Genomic DNA, 25,282 nt, shown 5'->3' on the forward strand with positions numbered 1-25,282 from the left:
ATTAGCGTTTTGCCAGCGTGACGCCAGTGGTGTGTACTGTCATGCCACACACAGGTGCGGTAACGTGGGGCAATAAGTTTCCACAGTGGATACCTTTGCCTGTCGCTCTGACCAACTCTTTGTTTTTAGAGCCAAAGCCCATATAAGCAAACACGGTATCGGGGCGAATGCCCGGGGTGACTAACGCATGGCCTTCTTCTGTACCTACGCTACTGGTTAAGCGGATAGGGTCACCATTGCTGATGCCTAATTTGCTCGCGGTATCTGGGTGAACCCATACGGCGTTATCCGACATCAAATTCGCCAGCATGGGCACATTGTGGGTCGCGCCATTGGTATGTACCGCAACCTTACCTTGGATAAAGTAGAGTTCATTAGGCTTTTTAAGCTGCACTTCGCGGAACTTAATCACCCCGCGTCCTGGCGCCATGGCTTCAACCTTGGCTGAGGTCAATTCAATCTTGCCGCTTGGGGTTTTAAAGCTGAGTAAACTGCCGTAGGTGCCGTCTTCATCCACGGGTTTGGCATTGGCGTAAGCCTTAGTAAATTCGGCCACCATTTTAGGTTCGCGCAGCATTATCGGCTTACCGAAGCTGACAAAACCTTCGTCTTTGATCCGGCGTAGCAGATCTGTGTCGCGGTTTACCTGCAACAGTTGCAGGGTTTCCATGTTGTCCCAAGGGTAGAATTCACTCAGGCCCAATTTGTGGCCAATATCCTTAAAGATTTGCCATGAAGGACGAGTATCCCCTAAGGTTTCAACTACCCGTTGGCGCACATAGTAGGCAGGGTTTTTACCTGACTTGTCGGCGATTTCCTCATCGCGTTCAAGGTAAGTTGACTCAGGTAAAATCACGTCGGCATAGGCGGCGGTTTCGCTGATATACACATCGCACACGGCAACAAAGTCGAGATTTTTCAAGGCTTCGACCACACGCGCTCTGTCGGTCATGGTTTGCATTGGGTTAGTACGGGACATCACCCAACCGTGTAATTGGTAGGGCACGGCACTTAAGGTCGCATCGAGGATGGTTTGATAAATCCCGCCCGCTGACCACATCATGGCGTACTGCTCTTCCACTTGGTCGATACGTTTTGCCGCTGGTTTTGGCATATCTTTCACGCCGGGTTTACCCAGCACAGGCGACACATCTTCACCCGCGAGCTTGTTATAATCGCTAGGCTTTTGACCTAGGTAGATACCGCCCTTACGCTCAATATTGCCAATCAATATGTTGGCAGCGTAAAGCGCGCGGCGCATTTCAAACTCTTCGGTGGTAAAGGTGGCTCGGTGACCAAAATCCACTACAGCATGGGGCGCTTTAGCGGCATATTCACGGGCAATACGGCGAATGTCTTTGGCGGGCACATCGGAAACGGTTTCGGCCCACTCAGGGGTGTAGGCTTTTACTTCGGCGGCGAAGGCGTCAAAACCTTCCACATAACGCTCGATAAAGGCCTTGTCGTAAAGGTTTTCTTCAATCAATACATGGCATAAGGCTAAAGCGACGGCCACATCGGTGCCGGGACGAATCGCGTACCATTCATCGGCTTTATCGGCAACCACTGAGAATCTTGGCTCAAATACCACCAGCTTGGCGCCTTTATCCATTTGCGCCGCCATCATGCCACGGGTTTCGGACATGTTGATGCCTTCGTACAGGTTATGGCCGAAGTTAATGATGTATTTGGAGTTGCTTAAGTCGCGCTTTACCTTAGTGCCAAACATGGCCTTAGCGGCAATTTCATAACCACCTGGGCAAGTTGAGGCATGGGTAAAGGTATTTGGGCTACCAAACGCCGTGGCGAGGTGGAATAGGTGTTTTTCTTGCGAACCGGATTTTGAGGAAAACGCCACCGCCTCTGGGCCGTGAGCTTGCTTGATTTTATTGAGATTATCGGCAATTAGTTGATAGGCTTCATCCCAACTGATTTCAACCCACTTACCCTCGCCGCGCTCGCCAACCCGTTTGAGTGGTTTCACAATCCGCTGTGGATCGTAAAGTAAACTATGGCCAGCACCACCACGGGCACAGACTTTACCGCCAAAGGATTTAGCCGCCTTGTTACCACTGATAAAGACGTTTTTACCTTCAATCACCCGCGCTGAAATCGGGCAGCGGGTCGAACACATCTCACAAATACTGGCAATTTCCTTGCCCATTCCCTTCAGCTGCTTACTTTCTAATGCCGCTAAGCTGCCTGGCAACAGGCTAGCCAAGGCGCACGTTGCACCGCTGGCCCCTGCGCCCTTTAAAAAGGTTCGCCTATTAAGCTCAATCATGGTTACCTCCATCACACTCATCCACCCTTATGCGCCAATTGGCACACGCAAACTTAGGCTTTTTGTCACCACTGCGGTTAAAGGCTAAATCTGCTCACAGGTTTTTAGTTATTAATGCCAATGCCTTAAAAAACGTTGGCATTTTGCTGTTCCAGGGTAATTGTTATCTCGAAAGAGGTATGCGGCTATTGTGGTAAACCACATAGGCAAGTTTGGTGTGATCTGCGGCAACTAAAAGTTAAAAATACTCTAAAAATTTGTGAATAGGATCAATTGAATTGGCGAGTCATTTAGGGCTTAACCCGCCTAAATTTTGAGATAAAAAACACCCTAAAAAAATCTAAAAAATTACCAAAACAAGCTCGGTAAAATGGCAGCTTAATCGACTAGGTTGATCTCTAAGCCATTGAGTAAACGAACGGCTTCGTCGCGGCTAAACTTAGCACCTTTAATTTTATTATTAAAAATATCGATATCGTAATCGGTCGCCTCGGAGAAATCTGCCTCCATCAACTCGGTGCGGCCGAATAAGCTATGGCGAAAATCGCTGTAACTAAAGTTGGCGCGATTAAACTTACCTTCACGGAAATCCACATCCTGTGCCTTACAGCCCTCGAGCACCATTTCATCGAGCGTAAGCCCCATAAAAGAGCAGTCGTTTAAGATGCAGGTTCTAAAGCTAAAAGGCGCCGCAAAGGATAATCTCGGCCAAGCAGCGCGAGTCCAATCTATGCCCACCAGTTTACATTCTTCAAAACTCACACCGTTAAATTGGCTTAAGGGCACCTTGAGCAGGCTCAAATTACAGCCCACAAAACGGCAATCGATAAACTTGCAGTTACGGAATGTACTGTCGCTAAATTGGCAATCGTGGAACTCGCATTCTTCAAACTCAAGGTCCAGCCACTGGCTTTGGCTCTCGGCTAAGGCGATAAATTGCTGCGAGAAAAAATACCGCCCCTGTGAGGCTACGCGCGCCATCATTGGCGTTTTTGCATCTGTCGTCATACTCGCTCCATATTCTCCATCACGGCTTAGGCACGTCCTAATAGGCAAATTGTCTTTTTGAATCCACAACAAATAGCTGTTAAAGCGAGAAGCGGCGCCTCAAGCTGATGCACTATAGCCGCAGATAATACCCCGATTAACGCCACTCACTACATGGCTAAATTGGCATAAATCGAATATAGGCTCAGCACTTATGCTCAACAACCTAGCCCCACAATCTAGCTTCAAACGCTTGCGAGCGACGCTCCCGCTTTAGGCATTTTCAGCTTTTACTTTTACCAGCCTTCACTTTGTGCCGACACGCCGCACAGATGCGCACAAATAGCCGTGGAAAATTTTGCGAATAAAGGTAAAATGGCGCCACTTTTCGCGGCTGTCTAACAAGGTTCTCTGGGATTAATGGTTAGCCTTTTCGAGCAAAATGGCACGGGGGTTCCCCGCTTGAGCAGACCAGTATTACTCTGGCGCCAACCTTGCTCTGCGTTTCATTTTCACCCCATATCTAGACAAACGTTATTCTCCCCATCGCCCGAAAATCCACTATTCGCTTTACGCTTAACCTTCACCAAGGCTTTACGCAAACTGAGCAATAAGCTATTGGTCAATAATAAAAAGGTGGCTAAGCATCTTATGCTTAAGCACACCGCAACGAATAAAAAACTCGTCCCTACACTCTCTATCCAAAGGAATACTCGTCATGAGTCTTGCTGATTCCGTATTAGCCGTAAACAACGATTTGCCCATCCGCACCGATAGCCCAGTTCATAGCGGCAAGGTACGTAGCGTTTACTGGCTAACCGACGCCGACAGCCGCCGTTTAATCAAAACCAAGGGCTACAATGTGCCCGAAGATACGCCGCTTGCCATTATGGTAATTAGCGATCGCATCTCCGCCTTCGACTGCATCTTCCACGGTGAAGGCGGATTAAAAGGCATCCCAGGTAAAGGCGCGGCATTAAATGCCATTTCTAATCATTGGTTTAAGCTATTTGCCGAAAATGGTTTAGCCGACAGCCATATTTTAGATATTCCGCATCCCTTCGTTTGGATAGTCCAAAAAGCCCGCCCAATTAAAGTTGAAGCCATTTGCCGCCAATACATTACCGGCTCCATGTGGCGCGCCTACTCCAAGGGCGAGCGCGTATTCTGCGGTATCACCCTGCCAGAAGGCTTAGAGAAAGATCAAAAGCTGCCTGATTTGCTGATCACCCCTTCGACCAAAGGTATTTTAACTGGTATTCCCTGTGTGCCCGCGCAGGACGATGTGAACATCAGCCGCAGCGATATCGAAGCCAACTACCAAGCCTTTGGTTTTGAAAAGGTAGAAGATATCGACCTGTACGAGAAGCTGTTAAAAGATGGCTTTAAGGTGATCGCTAAAGCACTGGCCGACCTTGACCAAGTATTTGTGGATACCAAGTTCGAGTTTGGTTATGTGACCGATAAAAACGGCAACTCAAAACTGATTTACATGGATGAAGTGGGCACCCCAGACTCATCCCGCATTTGGGACGGCGCCGCCTACCGCGATGGTAAAATCCTTGAAAACTCTAAGGAAGGTTTCCGTCAGTTCCTGCTGAACCACTTCCCCGATCCGGATATTCTGCTCAACAAGGACAGAATGCCAGAGCGCGAAGCCCTCGCCCGTGATAACGCCCTGCCATTAGAGGCGATGATGCAAGTGTCACGCACTTACACCGGCATCGCCGAGAAAGTGACCGGCGCGGCAATTCCGCTGCCAGCCAATCCTAAGGCAGATATTATTAAGATCCTACGGGAAGAGTATGATCTGATTGTTTAATCAGCTCTGCTGTGGTTAGGGTGTTACCCTCAACCTAAATTGAAAAAGGCGCTTAGGCGCCTTTTTTGTTTGTACAAAATTGTATTCATATTGGTCATACAAGAATACTTCGCATTAGGGCTGAGCAAGCAAAGCAATAGATAATCCAAACTTCGTTTGCTGTTTTTAAAATCAAAGTCAAAGTCGTGGGGCTTCACCCCACACCCGACCAAGAGGGGATCAACAGCAATTCCCTCTTGGATCTCCCTTGCCGCCCCTAGCGAAGTTACATGCATTAGAGACTAGCCTTGGTCTTATGGATAAATTGCTATCGCTTCCGAAGGATGCGTCCCTGCACCTACGAAAGCTAGCGAGGCATATATGGACCCATCCGGTTTGCAAGACATTCGATAACGATTTTGAGAAGAGTTCATTGCACCCATATATCCGGCCTGTTATTGAGGGATCCCTCTGGCCCTGATGGATATCTGCTTCTACAGTCCTTATCATCCCTGCGGCTTCGTAATGAGCCTATGCCCGACTAAGGTTTTTAGTAGATCAGTCTGACTGTCTCATCATCAAATCAAGTGTCTTAGCAACTTGCTGGTTGGTTAATTATTCACGTTTATTGAATCTATTCAGTACTATACTGGAAGCCGATACTCTTCCTCACGCGCCGCGATAACCCATGCCATTCTCGCGAGTTTATTGGCGACGGCCACACAGGCTCGATTAAAACCTCGGCCGTTAGGCCGCAATGACGATACATCTACATAAACAAGTGTGAGATAAAGCCCCACGACGTTGATTTTGACTTTGATTTAGCCTGCTAACAGAACTGATGAAACTTAAGCAATTTCATGTACTAGCAAGAACATAAGAGCTAACATCCCAAGTTGTCACACCTTCAACCCAAGGTTAAATCTTCACACAGACAAACAGCGCATTACCTGAACTTAAATCCCATGGGACGATTTTTTCATAATCGTGTTCAAAGATATGCACTTCAAAATATGGCGCGAGTAACGCTTGCAGCTCCGCGAAACTGGTCGCGACCATAGTATGTTGGTCTTGCCATGATTCAGTATGATGCGCAGATGTATCAGCATCGGTGTCTACATCAGTGAGTTGAGTAAAAGGCTGCTGACGCTTTGCAATGCTTAGATTTAACGACTGGTTTTCACCTTGACCACTGTAATGCCAGCCAGATTCAAAGGCAAAATGATGCCCCTCAAACTCGGCAAAATGCTTAATCGATAAGCGGTTATCGATGCGGTGCTTATCAACCGAGTTAAAACAAAATATCCCGCCGTCATTCAGGGCGCTGTGCACACTGGCGATACAACTTTTTAGGCGCTCTATGTCCGCACTGTAATGGATGGAATATAAAAAACAGGTAATTAAATCCACTGGCTGCTCAAGATAAAAGGCGGTCATATCTTGCAGATTAAACTGGGCCTCAGGGCAACGACGCATGGCCATATCGAGCATCGGCTGATTAATATCTAGGCCACTACACTGATAACCAAGGTCGATAAAATGCCGTACATGTGGGCCAGTGCCACAGGCTAAATCAAGGTGTTGTTTACCATTATTCCCTAAGAACTGATGCAATCGATGGATGCTCGCACTCTGTTGTTGATAGTTAATATCGGAGCACATTAAATCGTAATAACCGGATAGATCGGTATAAAGCGCGTTAGAAGACATAGCAGCGAAGAGAAGGCATGGGCAATTAAGGGTGGCGCATGATATATCAGTTAGCCCAGAACCGATACACACAATTCCACAACCAATCTGAGTGCAAGGCACTTGGAGCACATTAATTCAATAAAACAATGCTACAGCGCAGCATAACAATCTAAGGCGTCAAAGGTAGTTAAATACTCGAGTTGGGGTTTGGCGAAGTAGTAACCTTGAAAATAATGAATACCACGGCCAACAAGATAGTCTAACTCCGCTTTACTCTCGACCCCTTCGGCCAACACCTGAGTGTTAAGCGTGCGACAAATCCCGAGCACTTCATCGATAACAAACTGTTTTTGTTTGTCTAAATGGATATCTCTGATCAACTCCATATCGAGTTTTAATACCTGAGGGCGCAAAAACTCTAACCAACTCAAATCAGCGAAACCACTGCCAAAGTCGTCGATGGCGGTGATAAATCCCCGTTTAGCGTAGCTGTCAAAAATACGGCTCAATTTGGCTCTATCGACAATTTGCTCACCCTCAGTGACTTCAAACATGATGTTATGAATATTAAAACCAAAGAGGTCGGCGGCTTCAATCGAGGCGCGGATACAGGTTTCAGGGTTATAAACCGCATTAGGTAAAAAGTTGATACTTAATATTTTATCAAGGCCAAGCTTAGCGGCGGTTTCAATGGCTTTGACCCGACAAGCCTGATCAAAGTAGTACTTATTGCTTTCGTTTATACGCTCAAACACCCAAGCAGCACCTTCGCCATTTGGGCCGCGCACTAGGGCTTCATAACCGTAAATCTGCTGATTTGGCCAATCGATAATGGGCTGAAATGCCATACGAATTTCAAATCCGAGTGACTTACCACTTAAACAGTCCATACAGGTTTGTTGCTTGATTCGAGAGGGAAAATCCATCATAGGTCTCCATAACCTTATCCTCTCTCAGTGTGGGGATAAATCGCTAATTTTGCCAGCGTTTAGTGCCTTGGCTCTGTTAAAACATGCAATATTGTAAATATGTTGACTCAGAATTAACCGATTGCGCCCCATAACAGCAATGGATGAGCCAAAGAATCCTCATCCATTGCATCTCGTTATGACTTATTTGAGTTTATAAACCACTTCGACTCTATCTTCGATAGTCATTTGGCCATATTGATAGCTTTCGGCGGCGCCCATGGCATCGGCCTTAGCATTCATACGTAACATCACTGGTTGCACTGGGCGTTGATCGTAATAACGAATTTGCCAAATCTTACCTAGGTTTTCCCCAAATCCCTTGGCTAAGGATTCTGCTTTTTGTTTGGCATCGACAATCGCCGCTTGGCGCGCCTTGGCCACATACTCGGCCTCTTTACTCGATTTAAGGGCGATATTATTAACCCTGTTGATCCCCTCCTCTAAGGCGGAGTCTAAAATCGTATTTAAACGTGCTAAATCGTTAATAGTCACAGTGACTTGGCGACTCGCGGTGTAACCAGTTAGCTCAGGTGCTTTATCCTGCGCATACACATATTGGGGTTGCAGATTTAAGTTGGCGCTTTGGATCTGCTCTTTAGTAATCCCCGCGGCCGTCAAACGGGCGATAAATTTCGCCACCGCCGCATCCGAATTATCCTTAGCCGCCTTAGCGTCTTTCTCGGTGACAGCCACTTCGACATTAAGCTCAGCCATATCCGGCTCGACTTGAATTTGGCTTACGCCCATGGTTTCGATATGGGGAAAGTCCACATCGGCAGCCACTGCGGTGGCAGTAAATACACCAGAGAAAAGACCACCAGCCACTAATACAGCTAAAAGAGAATGCTTCATTATTAACTCCAACTAAATCATTTAAGGCGAGACTGCCTTGATTCTAATGCGATGGCTATCAGCTAAAAGTGTGACTCGCCATCTGCTAGCCATACAAACGAATCATACAAACTATCCCTATAAACGCGGGTAAACATAAAAAGGGTTAATTTTTTTAAAACTTTTTAAATTGGCAAAACTTATCAGCCTATCGCTAAAATCCTCACCCACAAGCACTCAAGCTGCTGTAGTGACTTCCTATACGAGCACGCATACGAGCCAGTCAGTCCCTAACTGGTAGAAACGCGCTCTTAGCTGTACACTTTTCACCCAAAGACACTGTACCTTTTAATCACTTCAGGTATAATCCGCGCTCTTTTTACGGCGCTCTTTTATCAGCATCAGCGAGACACCATGACAGTTGAAACTTTTCATCCTAAGCAAACTACCACGCTTGAGACCCCTGCCAAAACATTGGAAGCCGCCAGTGCTGACTCTGTTAATACGGGCAATGCTGCCACAGGCAATCGCATCGGTTTTGTGTCTTTAGGTTGTCCAAAAAACCTCGTGGACTCAGAGCGCATTCTGACCCAGTTACGCATCGACGGCTATGAAGTCACCAACAGCTACGACAATGCCGATCTGGTAATCGTTAACACCTGTGGTTTTATCGACGCTGCGGTTGAAGAATCCTTAGATGCGGTGCGCGAAGCCCTAGAAGAAAACGGCAAAGTAATCGTAACGGGCTGTTTAGGCGCTAAAGAAAACCAAATCCGTGAAGTGCACCCAGACGTGCTCGAAATTACTGGCCCACACAGCTACGAAGCCGTGTTAAAGCATGTACACAAGTACGTGCCAAAACCTGAGCACAACCCATTTACCTCGTTAATCCCACAAACTGGGGTTAAGTTAACGCCTAAACATTACGCTTACTTAAAAATTTCAGAAGGTTGCGACAACCGTTGTACCTTCTGCATCATCCCAGCACTGCGTGGCGATTTAGATAGCCGCGGCGCAGGTAGCGTATTAGATGAAGCCAAACGTTTAGTTGAAGCTGGCGTACAAGAAATCCTTGTGGTGAGTCAAGACACCTCTGCCTATGGTAAAGACAAGGGCGGCCGCACCGATTTTTGGAACGGTATGCCAGTTAAGCAAGACATCACCAGCCTTGCTCGCCAACTGGGCAAGATGGGCGCATGGGTACGCTTACACTACATCTACCCATACCCATGGGTTGACGATCTGATCCCATTAATGGCCGAAGGTTTAATTCTGCCTTACTTAGACATTCCAATGCAGCACGCCAGCCCACGCATTCTGAAGATGATGAAGCGCCCAGGCCGTGTTGACCGTCAGTTAGAAGCCATCCAACGTTGGCGCGAAATCTGCCCAGATTTGGTGATCCGCTCAACCTTTATCGTGGGCTTCCCTGGCGAAACCGAAGAAGACTTCGAAATGCTGCTCGACTTCCTGCGTGAAGCGCGCCTCGACCGCGTTGGCTGCTTCAAGTACTCAGAAGTGGAAGGCGCTGTCGCCAACACCATCGCTGAACTTATCAGTGAAGACGTCAAAGAAGACAGATACCACAGATTTATGGAAGTCCAAGCCGAGATCAGCGCTGAGCGTTTAGCCCGTTTCGTTGGCCGTACTATGGATATTCTGATCGATGATGTTGACGAAGAAGGCGCGATTGGCCGCAGCTTCGCCGATGCCCCAGAAATCGACGGCATGGTATTTATCAACGGTGAAACTGAACTCGAACCCGGCATGTTAGTTCGCGCGGTGATCACTCACTCGGACGAGCACGATCTGTGGGCCGAGTTAGTGGATGCCGATGCAGAGGATGAAGTCGAGGCTTAAGCCTTCAAATCATTCAAGTTTTAATAAGACGAGTCACAGTCTCAATTGTGGCTCGTTTTTTTATGGCCAAAATCTGGCTAATTCTCTCAATAGTTGAAGGCTAGATAGTGCGACAAAAGGGATTGAAAAGGAAATCGCAAGGCAATGTGAGGGAGGAGTCTAGCAGGGATTAAATGAGCAGGATTAACGCGGCAAAAACGTTAAAACATCATCCCCATAAAGTCGAAAGGGGTATCGCCCCTGTGCTGATACCCCTTTCGGTTTGCTGCTTTACGGTTATAAGACCCTTTGCCCTTTTTCGGCTTTTCGGTACGCATCCGAAATAACGGACTGGTCACCAGCGCCTTAAGTGCATTGTCTGTAATGGTGCCGCGACCATTTTCATGCTCTTGCACACTCTGGGCTGTTACTTTTGCCACATTTACCTTAGTCATAATGACTCCTCAATTCATCCTATATTGGTCAAGGGCCAAGTTAATCATTCTCAGCCAGCGGCGACACTATAAACCAATCTAAAAAGATGTACAGAGTTTGTGCAAAACCGCAAAGAATCGCTCTTTTTATTATCAAAAAGTATGATAGATTAATCCAACAAAAATAATACATTAGGCTAACAAGCCTTCATTTTAAGTCGCTATTTAGCGATACGATTACTCTTTGTAATCACAGGATAGGGAGTGATTAATTTTGCCGTTTGCAGTGATTTATCGGCCATTACTGAGCCTACTTTGCCTATTACTCATCCTATCCCCCAGCCTAGCGCAGGCTTTTTCAAGCTCTGAGTGTGTTATTAGCATGGGCTATCGCACCAGTGAACGCCGCCCCTTTATCGAACAGGAACCTAATAACCAAGGGTTTTACTACGATATTTACCAAGTCGCGGCCGAAAGAGTGGGATGTAAATTGCGGGTAATTCGAGCACCTAAACTGCGTATTTTGCGGGATCTCAAACTCGGAAATATCGATTTTTATCCTGGGCTGCATTTTAGTGAAGAACGTGCCCAATTTACCTATTTTATTCCTAACGGTCTGTCGGAGCGCATTATTGGAATTAGCCGAGCGGGTGCGGCAAATGTTGGTTCATTAGAGCAGTTATCACAGAGCGGTATGACGCTATTAATTGCCCCGGGCAGCTACGACTTTAATGGTATATCCGAAACCATGTCGGTCCGTAAACCACCTGAACTCAATGTGCCTAAGGCCTTAGATTACCTTATTAGTGGCCAAGGGGACTTTTTTATCTACGATCAAGCAACCATCAGTTATTACCTTAAAAATCGAGATACAAGCCAATTTAAGCTACACCCTAATTGCTGCCAGCAACCTCAAGCTATGTATCTGGGATTTTCGAAAAAAAGCCGCCATTTTCGTGGGCAACATAACCCTAACTATCGCGCCGATCTTCCCTTAAGTCCGAATAACAGCCCAAGCGTACTCGCTGAAGATTCAAAGGCCTATGAATTTGCCAAAGCACTCGCCGCCATGGATGCAGAGGGGGAAACCCAGCGGATCTACTTTAATCACTTCGGTTAATCCAAGGGCGTGTTAAACCGCGCCGCTTGATATCCTCACCTTGGCGCTAGCTTATCCTCATCTTAGTGCTAGCGAGAACTTCAGGCCGCTATTTCAGCTTTATCTTTATAAGCTCTGCGACAATATGCCGCACTTGTCACACTTAGATGATCTTTATAATGCAGCGCAATTTATCTAAGTGAATGGAAGACAATAAGATGGCTGCAAACGCTTCAACTATTCCCCACAGCTTTAAATGCTCCGCAATCGCCAGCGCGCTGACCTTAGCATTAGGCGCTTCAGTTGCCTCACAGGCCATAGCCGACGAGACAAATCAGACTCAAATTGAACGTATTCAAGTCCATGGCGAACAGAGTATTGGCCGTAATGCCTTAGGCTCGGCCGATGCTTTGCTGAAAGATCAAGGCGTCGATTTCTCCGAAGCGGGCGGCGTTTCCGCCTTGCCTGTGCTCAATGGCATGATGGGCGATCGCATTAAAGTGTTAGTCGATGGTGCGGATATCACCGCCTCCTGCGCTAACCAAATGAACCCACCACTTTCCTATGTTTCTGCTAATCAAATCAGCTCGGTAGAAGTGGTCGCGGGCGTGTCCCCTGTCAGTGCGGGCGGTGACAATATCGCCGGGGTGATTAAGGTTAATAGCCTGAATCCTAAATTTAACGACAGCGACAACCTCAGCTTCGAAAGCGGCGAGATTTCATCGGGATACCGCAGCACCAGCGATGCATTCCTACTCGGCGCGAAGGCTGGGATTGCCAGTAAGGACCTAAGTTTCAGCTATCAAGGCGCCTATGAAGACGCCAATAGCTACCACGATGGTCACGGCGATAAAGTACTCGATACCCTCTATCGCGCCCAAAACCATGCGTTAACAGCGGCATGGCGCGATGACACACAACAACTGGCGATTAAGCTAACGCACCAAGCAATTCCATTCCAAGGTTTTCCTAACCAATACATGGATATGACGGATAACAAGAGCTACGGTGCCCTAGTCCGCTATCTGCGGGATTTAGACAACGACGGCGAGTTTAGTGCCCAGTTAAACTGGCACAGTGTGAAGCATGAAATGGGCTTCTTCACCCCAGAAAAAACCGGCAAGATGCCAATGAATACAGAGGGTAGCGATTACAGCTACCAACTGCATTGGCGCCTACCCATGGGCGATAACAGCACGCTACTCATCGGCCAGGAATTTTATAACTATCAACTCGATGATACTTGGCCAGCGGTGCCAGGCACTATGATGGCACCCAATGACTATATCAATATCAATGACGGTGAACGCCGCCGCGCCGCAGTTTATGGCGAGTGGCAGCAAAACCTCACGCCACTCTGGTGGTTGTCTGCTGGGGTGCGTTATGAATATGTCACCACAGATACGGGCGAAGTGCAGGCTTACAGCAATATGCCCATGATGGGCATGCCCAATGTGGATGCCGAGGCGGCAAAAGCCTTTAATGCCATGGATAGAAGCCGTGACGATAACCTTATCGATGCTACGCTGCTGGCGCGTTATCAGCTATCGGCCAAACAACAATTGGAATTTGGCTTAGCCCGTAAAAACCGCGCACCAAACCTGTACGAGCGTTACAGCTGGGGCCGCGGCGTGATGGCAACCACTATGATTGGCTGGTATGGCGACGGTAACGGCTATGTCGGCAACCCCGATCTTAAGCCCGAAACGGCGCATACTCTGAGCGCGGCCTACAAGTTTAATGGCGATGAATGGCAATTCTCTACCACGGCTTGGTATAGCGCGGTGACAGACTATATTGATGCCGAGGTGATTGGCAGCTTTAACCGTACTGGCCTTGCCAGTGGTAAACGCAATATCCTTAAATTCACCAACGAAGATGCCAATTTATATGGCGCTAAGTCTAGTGCGGTCTACCTATTAGCCAATACCGACAGCGGTAAATGGCAGATGCAGGGTAAGCTCGATATCACCCGCGGCGAGCGTGATGAGGGTAATGAGCCACTTTATCAAATCAAACCGCTACAAACCGAGTTAGCCCTTAGCCATCAACTGGGTGATTGGGAAAACCGCCTATCATGGCAATGGGTAGCGACTAAGGATAAAGTCGATGAGCGCCGTTTAGAAAATGAGACCGACAGCTATTCGCTGTTAAATTTAAGCAGTAGTGTTAAATGGCAAGAGCTGAGTTTAACCTTTGCAATCAACAACCTGTTTGATACTTACTACGAACTACCGCTGGGTGGTGTCAACCTTGCCGAGTTTAAGGCTGATAGCACGGGTGGCTTTAGCCAAGTCGCAGGTTCGGGTCGCTCATTTGAATTAAGTGCCAGCTACAAATTCTAATGAGCACCGCCGCTAACAAGTGGTGATGCAATTTAGGGCGGATCAGTTAAATCAAAAAGGGCAAATGCAGCTGCATTTGCCCTTTTGTGTTTCAATTGACTGAACCGTTATATGCCGCTGGCTAGTTACCTGCGACCTTCATCTCGGATAATAAGATCCCGCCGGTGCGGATAGATGAACGTAAATCGAAGTCCTTACTGACCGCCTGAATCCCACGGAACATATCCTTAAGATTGCCAGCAATGGTAATTTCTTCAACGGGGAACTGGATTTCACCATTTTCGACATAAAAACCAGCGGCGCCACGGGAATAATCCCCCGTCACCATATTCACGCCTTGGCCCATCACTTCTGTGACAATCAAGCCAGTGCCCATGCCTTTGACTAACTCATCGAAACTTTGGCCAGTGTGCGCCAGCGTCCAGTTGTAAATGCCGCCCGCATGACCTGTGTTAGGTAGGCTCAATTTGCGCGCCGAATAACTGGTTAGTAAATAGGTTTCTAATATGCCACTGTCGATGATGCGTCTATCTTGGGTCGCCACACCTTCGCTATCGTAGTTGGCACTGGCTAGTGCGCCTAATAGATGCGGCTGCTCTTCAATGCTGAACCAGTCAGGGAAGATTTGGGTGTGAATGGCATCGAGTAAGAAACTTGATTTACGATACAAACTACCGCCACTGATGGCACCAATCAAATGGCCGATTAAGCCAGTCGCAATCTCTGGCGCCAGTAATATTGGCAAACGGGTGGTGGCAATCTTACGTGCCCCTAAACGGCTCACGGTTTTCTCGGCGGTTTTTAGCCCCACCAATTCAGGTGAAAGCATCTCATTGAATTTACGGGCGATAGTGTAATCGTAATCCCGCTGCATATTGCCGTCACTGTCTTCACCGATCACGCTGCAACTTAAGCTATAGCGCGAGCTGCAATAGCCATTTAAGAAGCCGTGGCTATTACCGTAAACCTTAACCGACGTATGGGCGTTTGCACTGGCGCCGTCAGAATTATTGATGCGCGGATCGGCATCGAGCGCCGCGGTTTCGGCGCGAATGGCCAATTGGGCTAATTCGTCGGGGGAAATATCTTCAGGATAATAGAGTTTAAGATCGCGGATCTCAGTCGCCATTAAGGCTTTATCGGCTAAACCGCTAAACGGGTCGGCCGAGGTGTAACGGGCGATATCATCTGCCGCTTTAACCGCAAGAGCAATGGCTTCAGGACTGAGATCTGAGGTAGATGAACTGCCCTTGCAACCATCGCGATAAACCGTAATACCGAGGGCGCCATCTTTATTAAACTCTACCGTTTCAACTTCCTTTAAACGGGTTGAAACCGATAATCCCTGTTGTTTACTGATCGCCACTTCAGCGGCATTTGTCCCTAATTTATTCGCATATTCGAGGGCCACAGCAACCGCATCTTTCAGCGCGGTCAATTCACTATCGATTCTGTTCAAAGACACAAAGCAACTCTTTCGTTATAGGCAATGCCGCTAGCATAACAAACACCTATCCCATTCTCATTATTTATTGCGCGCTTTACTGATTGAATCGCGCTTTAACTAGGCGAATTTTGGCGGGAGATGTTATTATTAGCGCGTTATTTAACTGAGGTTTTATCTATATGAAGATTGTTGGTGATTCAGAACATTTTAAACAGCCCTATGACAGTAACGACGATTATGTCAGTAAAACTGAGGATAAGCGTGACTGCGAAGCGGCTCAAAAAGTCGGTATGGAACTGGTCTCACTCAGCAAAACCCAGCTAGATAAAATCGAGCTGGACGAGCACTTGTACGACAGCATTCAGCAAGCTCATAAGATTAAACCAAAGACCGAAGCCTATCGCCGCCATATGCAGTATATCGGCAAGCTGATGCGTAACGTCGATATTGAACCTATCAAGGCGTCGCTCGCGGTCGTGCTTAACAAAAACAGCAACGAAACCGCCAAGTTGCAAATGTTCGAGAAAATGCGTGAGCGTTTACTCACCCAAGGCGACGGTGAAATCCAAACCTTAGTGGAACATTACCCACAGTTGGACAGACAAAAACTGCGTACCTTAGTGCGCCAAGCAACCAAAGAGCTGGCGAAAGGTCCTGAGTCTAAATCCTCAAAAGAGCTGTTTAAATATTTACGCAGCGAAATCCAAGACTAGCGTGTTGAGTTTTTGAGATTACATTTTACTGTTCAAGCAAGCTCTAGCTCGCGAAGCGAGGGATAACACACCGTTATTCAACTCAAATGACGGGCGGCTCTTATGATTAAAAGTAAGAGTAAGAGCTTGCCAGAACACCCTCTTGGCCAGCATATGGCTACAAAATAACCCTGAAAGTCAACACGCCCCAATCCCCGCACTTCGGAATATTGCCTTAGGCGCTAGGCGCGATTTAGCAAAAGGTAATGTCTCTAACCTTGCTTTCTATGGGTCAACAAAACTGGGAAAATTTTATCCACGAGTTTTGCAAACGAACAACATGGCGTCTCCAGTCGGCGTAAAAAAATGTCGTTCACTCTTAAGCGAACGACATTAGCATACCTCAGTGCTGTTACTTTATGAGTCAATACCTTAGTTAACTCTGCAACTCTACCGCTTTGCGCAAACGTAGGCTGCGCAGCGCCAAATACAACATCCCTACAGCTCCCCAAATTAAGCCAAGTTCTAAGGACTGAGGCTCGAGGTTTATCCACAGCACGCCAATGGTCGCCGCACCACACAGGGGCAAGATGAAATACTGCAAATGTTCCTTAAGGGATTGATTACGTTTTTCTTTAATATAAAACTGCACTATCACCGACAGGTTTACGAAGGTAAAAGCCACTAAGGCACCGAAATTTACCAAAGCCAAGGCCATTTCTAAATCAAATGACACCGCCGAAAGCGCCAGTAACCCCACCAGAATCACGTTAAATGCCGGAGTACGCCATTTAGGGTGAACATAACCAAAACCTTTATTGGGCAGCATATTGTCGCGCCCCATCACATAGAGGATGCGCGCCACCCCCGCATGAGCCGCCATGCCCGATGCTAGCACCGCAATCGTTGTCGCCACCAGCACGATAGACTGGAATAAATTACCGCCCACATACAGGGCAATCTCAGGCAGCACAGCGTCTAACTGCTGGAAGCGGGAAATATCAGGGAAATAGAGTTGTAAGAAATAGGACACGCTCACAAAAATCACCCCGCCAATCAGCGCTGTCAGTACAATGGCGCGGGGGATCACTCGCTTAGCGTCCTTGGTTTCTTCACTCAATGAACTTAAGCCATCAAAGCCTAAGAAGGAGAAACACAGAATGGTCGCGCCAGTAAAGAGCGGCGCTAAGGTTATCTCTTCGGAATAGAATGGACGCACGCTGGCAATGACCCCTTCACCTTCGCCAAGGGACAAGCTATGGGCCATTAAACCGATGAAGACTAAGATAATGGCTATCTGAGCAAATACGATAACGCCATTAAAATTCGCAACTAAATCAATGCCTCTCAGGTTGAGTACTGTCATGACGGTGACTAAACCAAAGATGAAAATCCAAGGTTCAACGTTGGGGAACATGGCAGTAAGGTAGATTTTGGCCAATAACATGTTGATCATCGGCATAAACATGTAATCGAGTAGCGATGACCAACCCACCATAAAACCGACATTTGGGCTAAAGGTTTTTTGGGCATAGGTATAAGCCGACCCCGCATAGGGATATTTACGCACTAAATGACCGTAGCTAAAAGCGGTAAACAGGATACCCGCTAATGCGAGCAAGTAAGAGGTGGCCACGTGGCCAGAGGTGATCTCAGAAACAATTCCGAAGGTGTCAAACACGGCCATAGGCGTGAGGTAAGCGAGCCCCATCACAACCACTTGCCATAGATTAAGGCTTTGCTTTAAGCCCGGTTTTTGTTGGCTCATATACCACCTCCGAGTGCCGTCGGTGGAATGACTAACGCAACATCTTGATTGACGGCAATGACCGAAAATCCGGTAAACAACAGCCCCATTGAATTGTCCTCAGTAAAGTAGGTTCAAGCGAACCTCGTATCATTTCCGGATGTTTACCGGCCTCTATTGGTTTAAAACCCATATATTCAAAAAGAAAATAACCGAGGCAATGAATACCTCGGTTATTTTTTCGGCGCGCATTTTCGCCCAAAACAGGGTAGAAGACAACCCAATAAGCACATTAAGTGCCTTTTATGTCTCCTAGATTAGGGCGTGTTGACGTTTCGAGATTAGATTTTGTTCGTTCTGGCAAGCTCGTGCTCGCGAAACGAGGAATGATGTGTCGTTATTCTACTCAAATGACGAGCGGCTCTTATGACAGAAAGTAAGAGCAAGGGCTTGCCAGACGAACCCTTCGGGCAGCATTTGGCTGACTTTTCTGCAGCGTTATCATCCGTTTATGTAGAATAACTACACTGCACGGACTTTGCCTTGCATAAAGCTGCAAAAATAACCCTGAAACGTCAACACGCCCTAACAATGGCAACAATATCTGTAGAAGAATAACTCAACACAGGCAAGAAACGAGCGAATCTAAAGCCTATATCGATATTTGTAATACATTTGCTCGGCGTTTAATCCCTAAAATGGCAAGGCCAAAAAATGCCGCAAATAATCCCCAAAGCTGTAACCACTTTGGCAGTACACTTGCCCACGTCGCGCCCATTTGGTTCAGCTCCAACATCCCCATAATGGCGGGCACCGCAGGGATAATCTGCGAGCCCAGCACAAGCGGCTCAGGGATTAAGGCAATCGGCCAGACAAAGCCTGAGACAAACAGGATTGGCATTGAAATTAATAGCAATACTTGAGTAGGCAAATCGCGGCGGGTAAACAAGGTGCTCATTGCGACTCCAGCCGCCGCCGTCGCCAGTAAAAACGGTAATAGCCACAGTGCGACCAGGCCAAAGCGCGCTTGAATACTCACGTTATACCAGTGGTAGCAATAGCCCACATAAAAGCTGGTAAACACCATATAAATCAACATAAACGCCATAATTCGACCGCAAACCAATTGCAGCGGCGACACCTGCTGCCAATAGCCCTGATGGCGCCACTGGCCTGCACCTAAAATGCCAGTACCGATCAGCAATGTTTGATGCAGGATCAGTAAAAATAACCCCGGCACGACATAAGGTGTATAGCCTAGGCTTGGGTTAAACGCAGGAACACTATTTAAGTGCAGCGAGTTGAGGTTCTGCTTGGCCTCTTTAGGATTTTTCCCCTGGGCGAGCATGCCAATCCATTGAATTTGTTTACCGGCATCCATCCCCGCACTGACAAGACCTTCGGCCACAGCAGAGTAAATCAAGAAGTAACTGGCATCACCGCCGTAGCTTAAGGTTACGCCCTTACCGAACAACAAATCGCGGCGAAATCCTTCGGGGATCACCAATAAACCGTGCGCCTTACCCGTTTCGATAAAGCGTTTCGCCTCGGAGATAGAGCCGACTTGGCCTATCACTTGGATTTTTGCACTGGCATCCGCATGGCGAATAAGTTGACGACTCAGGGAAGAATGGTCTAAATCCACCACGATAAGCTGCTGTTCTGTTGGGACTTGGTGCAAATAAGGCAAGGGATAGAGCACCGAATAAAACAGCACACCGCCAAATAGGGTCACAGCGATAGCCTTATCGCTAATAATCGCCTTTAATTCAGTGAGCACTAACTGCCATAAATTCATGTTATTGCCCCTTCACTGATAGAGATGTATCGGTGTCAGCCGCTACCGAATTGGGGGTTAGCGTTATCGGCAGTAGTTTACTCGCCAAGGTATAAATCACGGGGAGCAGGCAAATAAATCCCCAATAACTACTCAATTGCTGCGCCATCGTTGACCAAGTAGCACCATAACTGACCACGCTCACATGGGATTCAATATAATGGCTCGATGGCATAATGAGCCGCCACCACTGGGCAAGTTGTGGCATTTCGTGGGTAGGAAAAGTGATCCCCATAAAGGCAAAGGCTGGTGCAAATAATGCGGTACAAAAACTGATGACCCGCGCGCTATCACGCATCAGCACAAACACCAGTAACACCAAACTCCATACCGCCAACAGCATGATCAACTGGGCAAACAGCAGCAGCGCTATACTGCCCGCAAAAGGCAGGGCCAGATACAAATACAACCAAGCGAGGATAAACCCGCCTTGCAGCATCAAGATAGGGGTAAACAGCAGGATTTTAGCCAACACCTTAGGCCAAAAATGCTCGGTCAATTGATTGGAGATCCCCTCCTCTGACTGTGCGGCATTAAGGTGTAACTCGCGATTTAAGCTGTTAGCCATCACCAGCATAGATAACAACTGCCAAAGGGCTACCAATACCGGCGGCACTAAAAAGCCAATGTAGTTATTGTTACGATTAAACAATGCCGTGGTCTGGCTTTTGACCGGGCTTAAATTCACCGCCACTTGGGATTTTGGTGTGCCCGTCATCAGTTGCTTTAGCCCTGCGACTTGTAACAGTCCATCTCCTAAACTCAGCTGAATTTGGCTCGATAGCAGTTTTCCCACCAACAAAAATTGGCTGTTATAACGCACATCGATAGTGGGTGTATGACCTGTGAGTAGATCCTTTTTCATATCATAGGGGAAAACTACCACCGCATAGACCTGCGCCTGCTGCATCGCGGTAATGGCCGAGGAAAGATCGGTAAAACTCTGGGGATCTGTCACAGGGTTTGCTTTGAGTTGACGGGTCAACATCCGGCTGAGTTGGCTATGGTCTTGGTCAACAATCGCCACGGGCAACTGCCGCGGTAAACCTGCACTAAATAACCACCACAGGCACAAAATCCCCAGTAACGGAATGTAACTGATAAGGGCTAGTTGCCAAGGATCGCGCCATAGCGCCTTAAGCTCGCGGCGCACCAATGCCATGAACAACGCCATAAAGCCTACGGAGGCAGACTCTGTCGCATCGGCGTTAGTGCCATGCTCGCTCAATGGCTTAGGCTCGCTCGGTAACTTGGTCACAGTCGTTACTCTGCACTGAGCAACACAGACATACCGACGCGCAGATCAGCAATTGGCGCCGTTGGGCGTAATTCAACCTCAAAGGTGCGCATATCAAAATCGTGGCCGCTTTCGGTCGAACGCCAAGTCGCAAAATCCCCCATCACACTGATATGGGAGACAGTAAACTCTACCGTTTTATCCAGCGCTGGCAGTGTTAATTGCAGTTTATCGCCCTTTTTAAAACGCTTTAGTTGATCTTCACGTACTTGGAATACCGCCCAAGCGTCCTGCATATCAATCAGACTCACCACAGGGAAACCACTCGGCGCCAGTTCACCTGCTTGCAATAATACTTCGCTAATTTCCCCAGATTTAGGCGCACGCATTTGGCTATCAGCCATAATGGCACTGACTTCTTTCACCGCGCCTTCGGCCATACGCGCATTCCCCGCCGCAGCAGCTTTGGTTTCGACCCGCGCGCCTTCTTCGGCCATTTGATACATGGCTAACGCCGCTTGTTCTGTATATTTTGCCGCTTGCCACTGGGTAAAGGCTTCATCGCGTTTTTGCCGTGCAGCGACTCCTTCAGCAAATAAGTTTTCAACGCGGGTATAGGTAGTTTTTGCCAGTGTTGCCGCGGCTTGCGCCTTAAGCCATTGCTCTTTAGCTGCCATCACTTCTTGGCTACGGGCACCATTATTTGCCTCTTGTTGCAAGGCTTTAGCGGCATCACGGCCACCTTCGGCCTGCATCAACTTGGCATCTAGCTCAGGGCTGTGGATCGCAAATAACAAATCACCTTCATTGACACTATCGCCACGGCGTACAAGCACTTGCTCGACCCGCCCAGGCACCTTAGAGGATACGTTATATTCGCGGGCTTCAATCTGCCCCTGCAACACACTCGGCTTTGGGCTATAAGCCAGTTTGAGCCCATAGGCTAAAATAAGGCCTAATGCGACCAACGCCGTGAGAGCAAGAATTCTGTTAGCGCGCATTGATAGTCTCCTGCGATTGAGTGCCTGTGGCACTGCGACCGATAAATTCATCTAATTGACCACTGATGGCCATTAATCTGGCATAGGCTTGCACATAGCGATAACTGGCACCAAGCTGCTGGGTTTTAACGGCGCTCAGTTTTAATTCGGCATCGACCCTATCGATAGACGTTGAAAGCCCTTGATTAAAGGCGATTTCCCTTAAACGCAGGTTCTCGGTGGCCAGTTCGAGTGAGGTATTCAGGGCCTTGAACTCTTCTTCGGCCTGTAATAACTGGCGGTAACTTTGGTCGAGCAGCAAACTTAAGTCTTGGCGTGTCTGCGCCTTAGTGTAACGGGCTTGCAGCAAGGCACTCTTAGCCGCTTCCACTTTACCGCTGCGGCCATCGCGGCTCAGCAAGGGCACTTTTACACCGACACCGACCATCCAGTCCGGTTCTACCTTAGAAAACAAGCTGTCATCTTCGTATAAGGTGTAATTACCAAAGAGGAAAACCGTGGGGTGATATTTACCTTTCTCTAAGGAAACCAAGCCATTCGCCTGCGCCTCTTTAGCCTCAAGCAGTTTAAGTGCGGGATGCTGGTTCAGGGTCACTTGGGTCAAATCCCCCAATGAAGGCGCCTGCGGCAACACAAATAGAGGTGAGTTAGTGCTGACATCACTCAGTTGCAACATGCGCGATAGGGCGATCACGGCCATTTCATGTTGACGGCGAGCGCTGCCTAAATTGACCTTAGCGTTATCTAAGGCAACTTGAGCATTAAGGCGCTCGACCTTAGCGATTTGTCCTTCGCGCTCCATCGCTAGCGCGTGGTCAACGTGCTTCGTTAAGGAAGCCACCAGCTCGGTTTGGGTGCTGACGAGGGATTGAGTCACGTCGACGGCATAGTATCTATCGACTAACTGAGTGAATAAGTCGCGGGTCGCTAACTGTAATTCCTGTTGCTTCTCGGCCACCATGGCGGCATGAATGCCTTGAGCCGCAGTGATCTGGCCGCCGGTATAAATCGGCCACATCGCCTGTAAGCTGGCGCGAAAAATATCTTGCTCGGTAAAGGGCGTGACAAATAATGAACCTGGAATACTCGCCAATATGCCACCTAATTCAGGAGGTAATGGCAATGAACCCGAGGCTAGGGGATTGAGATCCCTTAAATCTAATTCAATTGGTTTTTCGAGGTGGGTATAACTGCCATTCAGACTGAGGGACGGCAGATTTAAACTTTCGCCCGCCTCTTGCTCGCCCTTGGCGCGATTCACCTCTTGGGATTGAGCCTGGAGTTTATCGCTCACCTTAAGCACTTGCTGCCAAGCCTCAGTAAAGCTACTGGGCTGGGCGTAGGCCGCTAACGGCAATAGTGAGGGCAAAGGCAATAAACACAGCCATGCCAAACGTGATAGTTTCATTAACACCTCTAGAGTAGTTACTCTAATTTCCTTTGCAAATGATAACATCCATCATGGAAGGCGGCTAGAACCCACCACAGGAAGTGTAAGATGGGTTCTAAAATAAGCACTTAGCCAATCAAGGTAGGAGCTTCTAGCTTCTAGCTTCTCGTTTTACGCAGTACCGCCTACGGTCAGCTTATCGAGCTTAAGGGTCGGTTGACCGACACCCACAGGCACGCTTTGACCATCCTTACCACATACACCAACGCCCTTATCTAGCGCCATGTCGTTACCCACCATGGAAATCTGACTCATGGCTTCAGGGCCATTACCGATCAGGGTTGCGCCCTTAATCGCTTGAGTCACTTCACCATTTTCGATCAAATAGGCTTCAGAGGCCGAGAACACAAACTTGCCCGAGGTGATATCGACCTGACCACCACCAAAGTTAGGCGCATAAATCCCCTTCTTCACCGACTTGATGATCTCGCTTGGGTCGGACTCGCCCGCCGTCATATAAGTGTTGGTCATCCGCGGCATCGGCAGATGCGCATAAGATTCACGGCGACCATTACCCGTTGGTGCCACACCCATCAGGCGCGCATTTAATTTATCTTGTATGTAACCTTTAAGAATACCGTCTTCAATTAACACGGTTCTCTGGGTTTGTACGCCTTCATCGTCGATGCTCAATGAGCCACGACGATTCGCAAGCGTGCCATCGTCCACCACAGTCACCAGTTTCGACGCCACTTGCTGGCCAACCATGCCACTAAAGGCGCTGCTACCCTTGCGGTTAAAGTCGCCTTCCAGACCATGGCCTACAGCTTCGTGCAATAACACGCCTGGCCAACCATTACCGAGCACCACGGGCATTTCTCCGGCGGGCGCATCGATGGCATTGAGGTTAACTTGTGCCTGACGCACCGCTTCACGGGCAAAGGCAAAGCACATAGATAAACCGGTTTCATCATTTACCATAAACACGCTGTAATCGTGACGACCACCGCCACCGGCACTGCCACGTTCACGCTTGCCATTTTCTTCTAAAATCACGCTGCAATTAAAGCGCACTAACGGGCGAATATCGGCAGCCAAGGTGCCATCGCTGGCAGCGACCAAGATTTCTTCGTGCACACCCGCGAGGCTAATCACCACTTGAATAATGCGGCTATCGAGGCTACGAACATAAGCATCGGCCTCTTTCAGCAGGTTGATTTTTTTCACTTCCTCCATGGCGGCGATAGGGTCGAGACTATCGTACAGCGCCAAGGCTTGTCGGCGTTTGAAGGCCTGAACCTTGGCCTGCTCACCCGCCCCTGCAATACCGCGCGCCGCCTCGGCCGCAGCGCTTAAGGCCGCTGGCGTAATATCATCGGCATAGGCAAAACCGGTTTTCTCGCCGCTGATAGCACGCACACCGACACCACGTTCGATATGGAAGCTACCATCTTTAATAATGCCATCTTCGAGCACCCAAGATTCGTGGCGACTGCCTTGGAAATAGAGATCGGAAAAATCGACTTTATGTTGATGTATGGTGTTTAAATAACTTTGTAACCCATCTAGGGCTAAGCCACCCTTTAATAAACTTTGCTCTACTTGTGCTAAAAAAGGCATCGCGGTTCTCTCTGAAAGCTTGGCTAAA

At 48.1% G+C, this 25,282-nt stretch carries 18 protein-coding genes; 5 read left to right on the forward strand and 13 right to left on the reverse strand.

Translation table 11 applies throughout. The annotated features are described in order from the left end of the window. Window position 1: 1 nt before the first annotated feature. Window positions 2-2,284, reverse strand: a complete 2,283-nt coding sequence (gene phsA / locus MMG82_RS00590; protein WP_172591348.1) for a thiosulfate reductase PhsA — start codon at window positions 2,282-2,284, stop codon at window positions 2-4. A 378-nt stretch (window positions 2,285-2,662) separates the two neighbouring features. Beyond that, the gene (locus MMG82_RS00595) at window positions 2,663-3,292 is read right to left on the reverse strand and encodes a pentapeptide repeat-containing protein (protein WP_172591347.1); all 630 of its coding nucleotides are present in this window, start codon (window positions 3,290-3,292) and stop codon (window positions 2,663-2,665) included. Window positions 3,293-3,989: 697 nt separating this feature from the next. Here MMG82_RS00595 and MMG82_RS00600 point away from each other — a divergent pair. Beyond that, entirely contained in the window at window positions 3,990-5,093 is a 1,104-nt protein-coding gene (locus tag MMG82_RS00600; protein ID WP_241406254.1) for a phosphoribosylaminoimidazolesuccinocarboxamide synthase, read from the forward strand. A gap of 897 nt (window positions 5,094-5,990) precedes the next feature. Here the strand turns inward: MMG82_RS00600 and MMG82_RS00605 are convergent. The 3 genes from MMG82_RS00605 to MMG82_RS00615 all read right to left on the reverse strand — a co-directional run bounded on the left by MMG82_RS00605 (window position 5,991) and on the right by MMG82_RS00615 (window position 8,587). Then, the gene (locus MMG82_RS00605; protein ID WP_172591346.1) at window positions 5,991-6,782 is read right to left on the reverse strand and encodes a class I SAM-dependent methyltransferase; all 792 of its coding nucleotides are present in this window, start codon (window positions 6,780-6,782) and stop codon (window positions 5,991-5,993) included. A gap of 131 nt (window positions 6,783-6,913) precedes the next feature. Continuing rightward, on the reverse strand, window positions 6,914-7,690 hold the full coding sequence (locus MMG82_RS00610; RefSeq protein ID WP_172591345.1) for an EAL domain-containing protein: 777 nt from the start codon (window positions 7,688-7,690) through the stop codon (window positions 6,914-6,916). Window positions 7,691-7,876: 186 nt separating this feature from the next. Further along, window positions 7,877-8,587 carry an oxidative stress defense protein gene (locus MMG82_RS00615; RefSeq protein WP_241406255.1) on the reverse strand — a complete coding sequence of 237 codons (711 nt, stop codon included), beginning with the start codon at window positions 8,585-8,587 and terminating at the stop codon, window positions 7,877-7,879. A gap of 393 nt (window positions 8,588-8,980) precedes the next feature. Here MMG82_RS00615 and rimO point away from each other — a divergent pair, with 393 nt between their 5' ends. Then, the gene (gene rimO / locus MMG82_RS00620) at window positions 8,981-10,426 is read left to right on the forward strand and encodes a 30S ribosomal protein S12 methylthiotransferase RimO (protein WP_037422487.1); all 1,446 of its coding nucleotides are present in this window, start codon (window positions 8,981-8,983) and stop codon (window positions 10,424-10,426) included. Window positions 10,427-10,626: 200 nt separating this feature from the next. Here the strand turns inward: rimO and MMG82_RS00625 are convergent, their stop codons facing one another. Then, window positions 10,627-10,860 (reverse strand): ribosome alternative rescue factor ArfA, encoded by a 234-nt coding sequence (locus MMG82_RS00625; RefSeq protein ID WP_037422485.1) that lies wholly within the window; start codon window positions 10,858-10,860, stop codon window positions 10,627-10,629. Between the two features lie 253 nt (window positions 10,861-11,113). Here MMG82_RS00625 and MMG82_RS00630 point away from each other — a divergent pair, with 253 nt between their 5' ends. Continuing rightward, window positions 11,114-11,959 carry a transporter substrate-binding domain-containing protein gene (locus tag MMG82_RS00630; protein ID WP_037422483.1) on the forward strand — a complete coding sequence of 282 codons (846 nt, stop codon included), beginning with the start codon at window positions 11,114-11,116 and terminating at the stop codon, window positions 11,957-11,959. A 197-nt stretch (window positions 11,960-12,156) separates the two neighbouring features. Next, window positions 12,157-14,283 carry a TonB-dependent receptor gene (locus MMG82_RS00635; RefSeq protein WP_156143176.1) on the forward strand — a complete coding sequence of 709 codons (2,127 nt, stop codon included), beginning with the start codon at window positions 12,157-12,159 and terminating at the stop codon, window positions 14,281-14,283. A gap of 121 nt (window positions 14,284-14,404) precedes the next feature. Here MMG82_RS00635 and pmbA read toward each other — a convergent pair whose 3' ends face one another. Then, window positions 14,405-15,748, reverse strand: a complete 1,344-nt coding sequence (gene pmbA / locus MMG82_RS00640; RefSeq protein ID WP_037430621.1) for a metalloprotease PmbA — start codon at window positions 15,746-15,748, stop codon at window positions 14,405-14,407. Window positions 15,749-15,909: 161 nt separating this feature from the next. Between pmbA and yjgA the strand changes: the two genes are divergently transcribed. Beyond that, window positions 15,910-16,443, forward strand: a complete 534-nt coding sequence (yjgA, locus tag MMG82_RS00645; RefSeq protein ID WP_037422477.1) for a ribosome biogenesis factor YjgA — start codon at window positions 15,910-15,912, stop codon at window positions 16,441-16,443. A gap of 415 nt (window positions 16,444-16,858) precedes the next feature. Here yjgA and MMG82_RS00650 read toward each other — a convergent pair whose 3' ends face one another. The 6 genes from MMG82_RS00650 to tldD all read right to left on the reverse strand — a co-directional run bounded on the left by MMG82_RS00650 (window position 16,859) and on the right by tldD (window position 25,254). Beyond that, entirely contained in the window at window positions 16,859-18,190 is a 1,332-nt protein-coding gene (locus tag MMG82_RS00650) for an APC family permease (protein ID WP_047536238.1), read from the reverse strand. Window positions 18,191-18,821: 631 nt separating this feature from the next. Continuing rightward, window positions 18,822-19,967, reverse strand: a complete 1,146-nt coding sequence (locus MMG82_RS00655; protein ID WP_241406256.1) for an ABC transporter permease — start codon at window positions 19,965-19,967, stop codon at window positions 18,822-18,824. 1 nt (window position 19,968) lies between these two features. Beyond that, window positions 19,969-21,180 carry an ABC transporter permease gene (locus MMG82_RS00660; protein ID WP_241406291.1) on the reverse strand — a complete coding sequence of 404 codons (1,212 nt, stop codon included), beginning with the start codon at window positions 21,178-21,180 and terminating at the stop codon, window positions 19,969-19,971. 89 nt (window positions 21,181-21,269) lie between these two features. Beyond that, on the reverse strand, window positions 21,270-22,244 hold the full coding sequence (locus MMG82_RS00665) for an efflux RND transporter periplasmic adaptor subunit (protein WP_037430615.1): 975 nt from the start codon (window positions 22,242-22,244) through the stop codon (window positions 21,270-21,272). Further along, on the reverse strand, window positions 22,234-23,652 hold the full coding sequence (locus MMG82_RS00670) for a TolC family protein (RefSeq protein ID WP_241406257.1): 1,419 nt from the start codon (window positions 23,650-23,652) through the stop codon (window positions 22,234-22,236). Before MMG82_RS00670 ends, MMG82_RS00665 begins: the two co-directional genes overlap by 11 nt. 153 nt (window positions 23,653-23,805) lie before the next feature. Then, complete coding sequence (tldD, locus tag MMG82_RS00675) at window positions 23,806-25,254, reverse strand: metalloprotease TldD (RefSeq protein ID WP_047540118.1); 1,449 nt, start codon at window positions 25,252-25,254, stop codon at window positions 23,806-23,808. Window positions 25,255-25,282: the final 28 nt, after the last annotated feature.

This window comes from Shewanella sp. MM_2022_3 (assembly GCF_022557375.1).
GTDB lineage: Bacteria > Pseudomonadota > Gammaproteobacteria > Enterobacterales > Shewanellaceae > Shewanella > Shewanella xiamenensis.

Excerpts from the sequence above, each read along its gene's own strand:
- MMG82_RS00655 (WP_241406256.1), bottom strand. The coding sequence starts at position 19,967 with ATGAATTTATGGCAGTTAGTGCTCACTGAATTAAAGGCGATTATTAGC.
- MMG82_RS00635 (WP_156143176.1), top strand. The coding sequence starts at position 12,157 with ATGGCTGCAAACGCTTCAACTATTCCCCACAGCTTTAAATGCTCCGCA.
- MMG82_RS00665 (WP_037430615.1), bottom strand. The coding sequence starts at position 22,244 with ATGCGCGCTAACAGAATTCTTGCTCTCACGGCGTTGGTCGCATTAGGC.
- MMG82_RS00605 (WP_172591346.1), bottom strand. The coding sequence starts at position 6,782 with ATGTCTTCTAACGCGCTTTATACCGATCTATCCGGTTATTACGATTTA.
- tldD (WP_047540118.1), bottom strand. The coding sequence starts at position 25,254 with ATGCCTTTTTTAGCACAAGTAGAGCAAAGTTTATTAAAGGGTGGCTTA.
- MMG82_RS00650 (WP_047536238.1), bottom strand. The coding sequence starts at position 18,190 with ATGAGCCAACAAAAACCGGGCTTAAAGCAAAGCCTTAATCTATGGCAA.
- MMG82_RS00595 (WP_172591347.1), bottom strand. The coding sequence starts at position 3,292 with ATGACGACAGATGCAAAAACGCCAATGATGGCGCGCGTAGCCTCACAG.
- MMG82_RS00670 (WP_241406257.1), bottom strand. The coding sequence starts at position 23,652 with ATGAAACTATCACGTTTGGCATGGCTGTGTTTATTGCCTTTGCCCTCA.
- phsA (WP_172591348.1), bottom strand. The coding sequence starts at position 2,284 with ATGATTGAGCTTAATAGGCGAACCTTTTTAAAGGGCGCAGGGGCCAGC.
- yjgA (WP_037422477.1), top strand. The coding sequence starts at position 15,910 with ATGAAGATTGTTGGTGATTCAGAACATTTTAAACAGCCCTATGACAGT.
- MMG82_RS00660 (WP_241406291.1), bottom strand. The coding sequence starts at position 21,180 with ATGGCGTTGTTCATGGCATTGGTGCGCCGCGAGCTTAAGGCGCTATGG.
- rimO (WP_037422487.1), top strand. The coding sequence starts at position 8,981 with ATGACAGTTGAAACTTTTCATCCTAAGCAAACTACCACGCTTGAGACC.
- MMG82_RS00600 (WP_241406254.1), top strand. The coding sequence starts at position 3,990 with ATGAGTCTTGCTGATTCCGTATTAGCCGTAAACAACGATTTGCCCATC.
- MMG82_RS00610 (WP_172591345.1), bottom strand. The coding sequence starts at position 7,690 with ATGGATTTTCCCTCTCGAATCAAGCAACAAACCTGTATGGACTGTTTA.
- MMG82_RS00625 (WP_037422485.1), bottom strand. The coding sequence starts at position 10,860 with ATGACTAAGGTAAATGTGGCAAAAGTAACAGCCCAGAGTGTGCAAGAG.
- MMG82_RS00615 (WP_241406255.1), bottom strand. The coding sequence starts at position 8,587 with ATGAAGCATTCTCTTTTAGCTGTATTAGTGGCTGGTGGTCTTTTCTCT.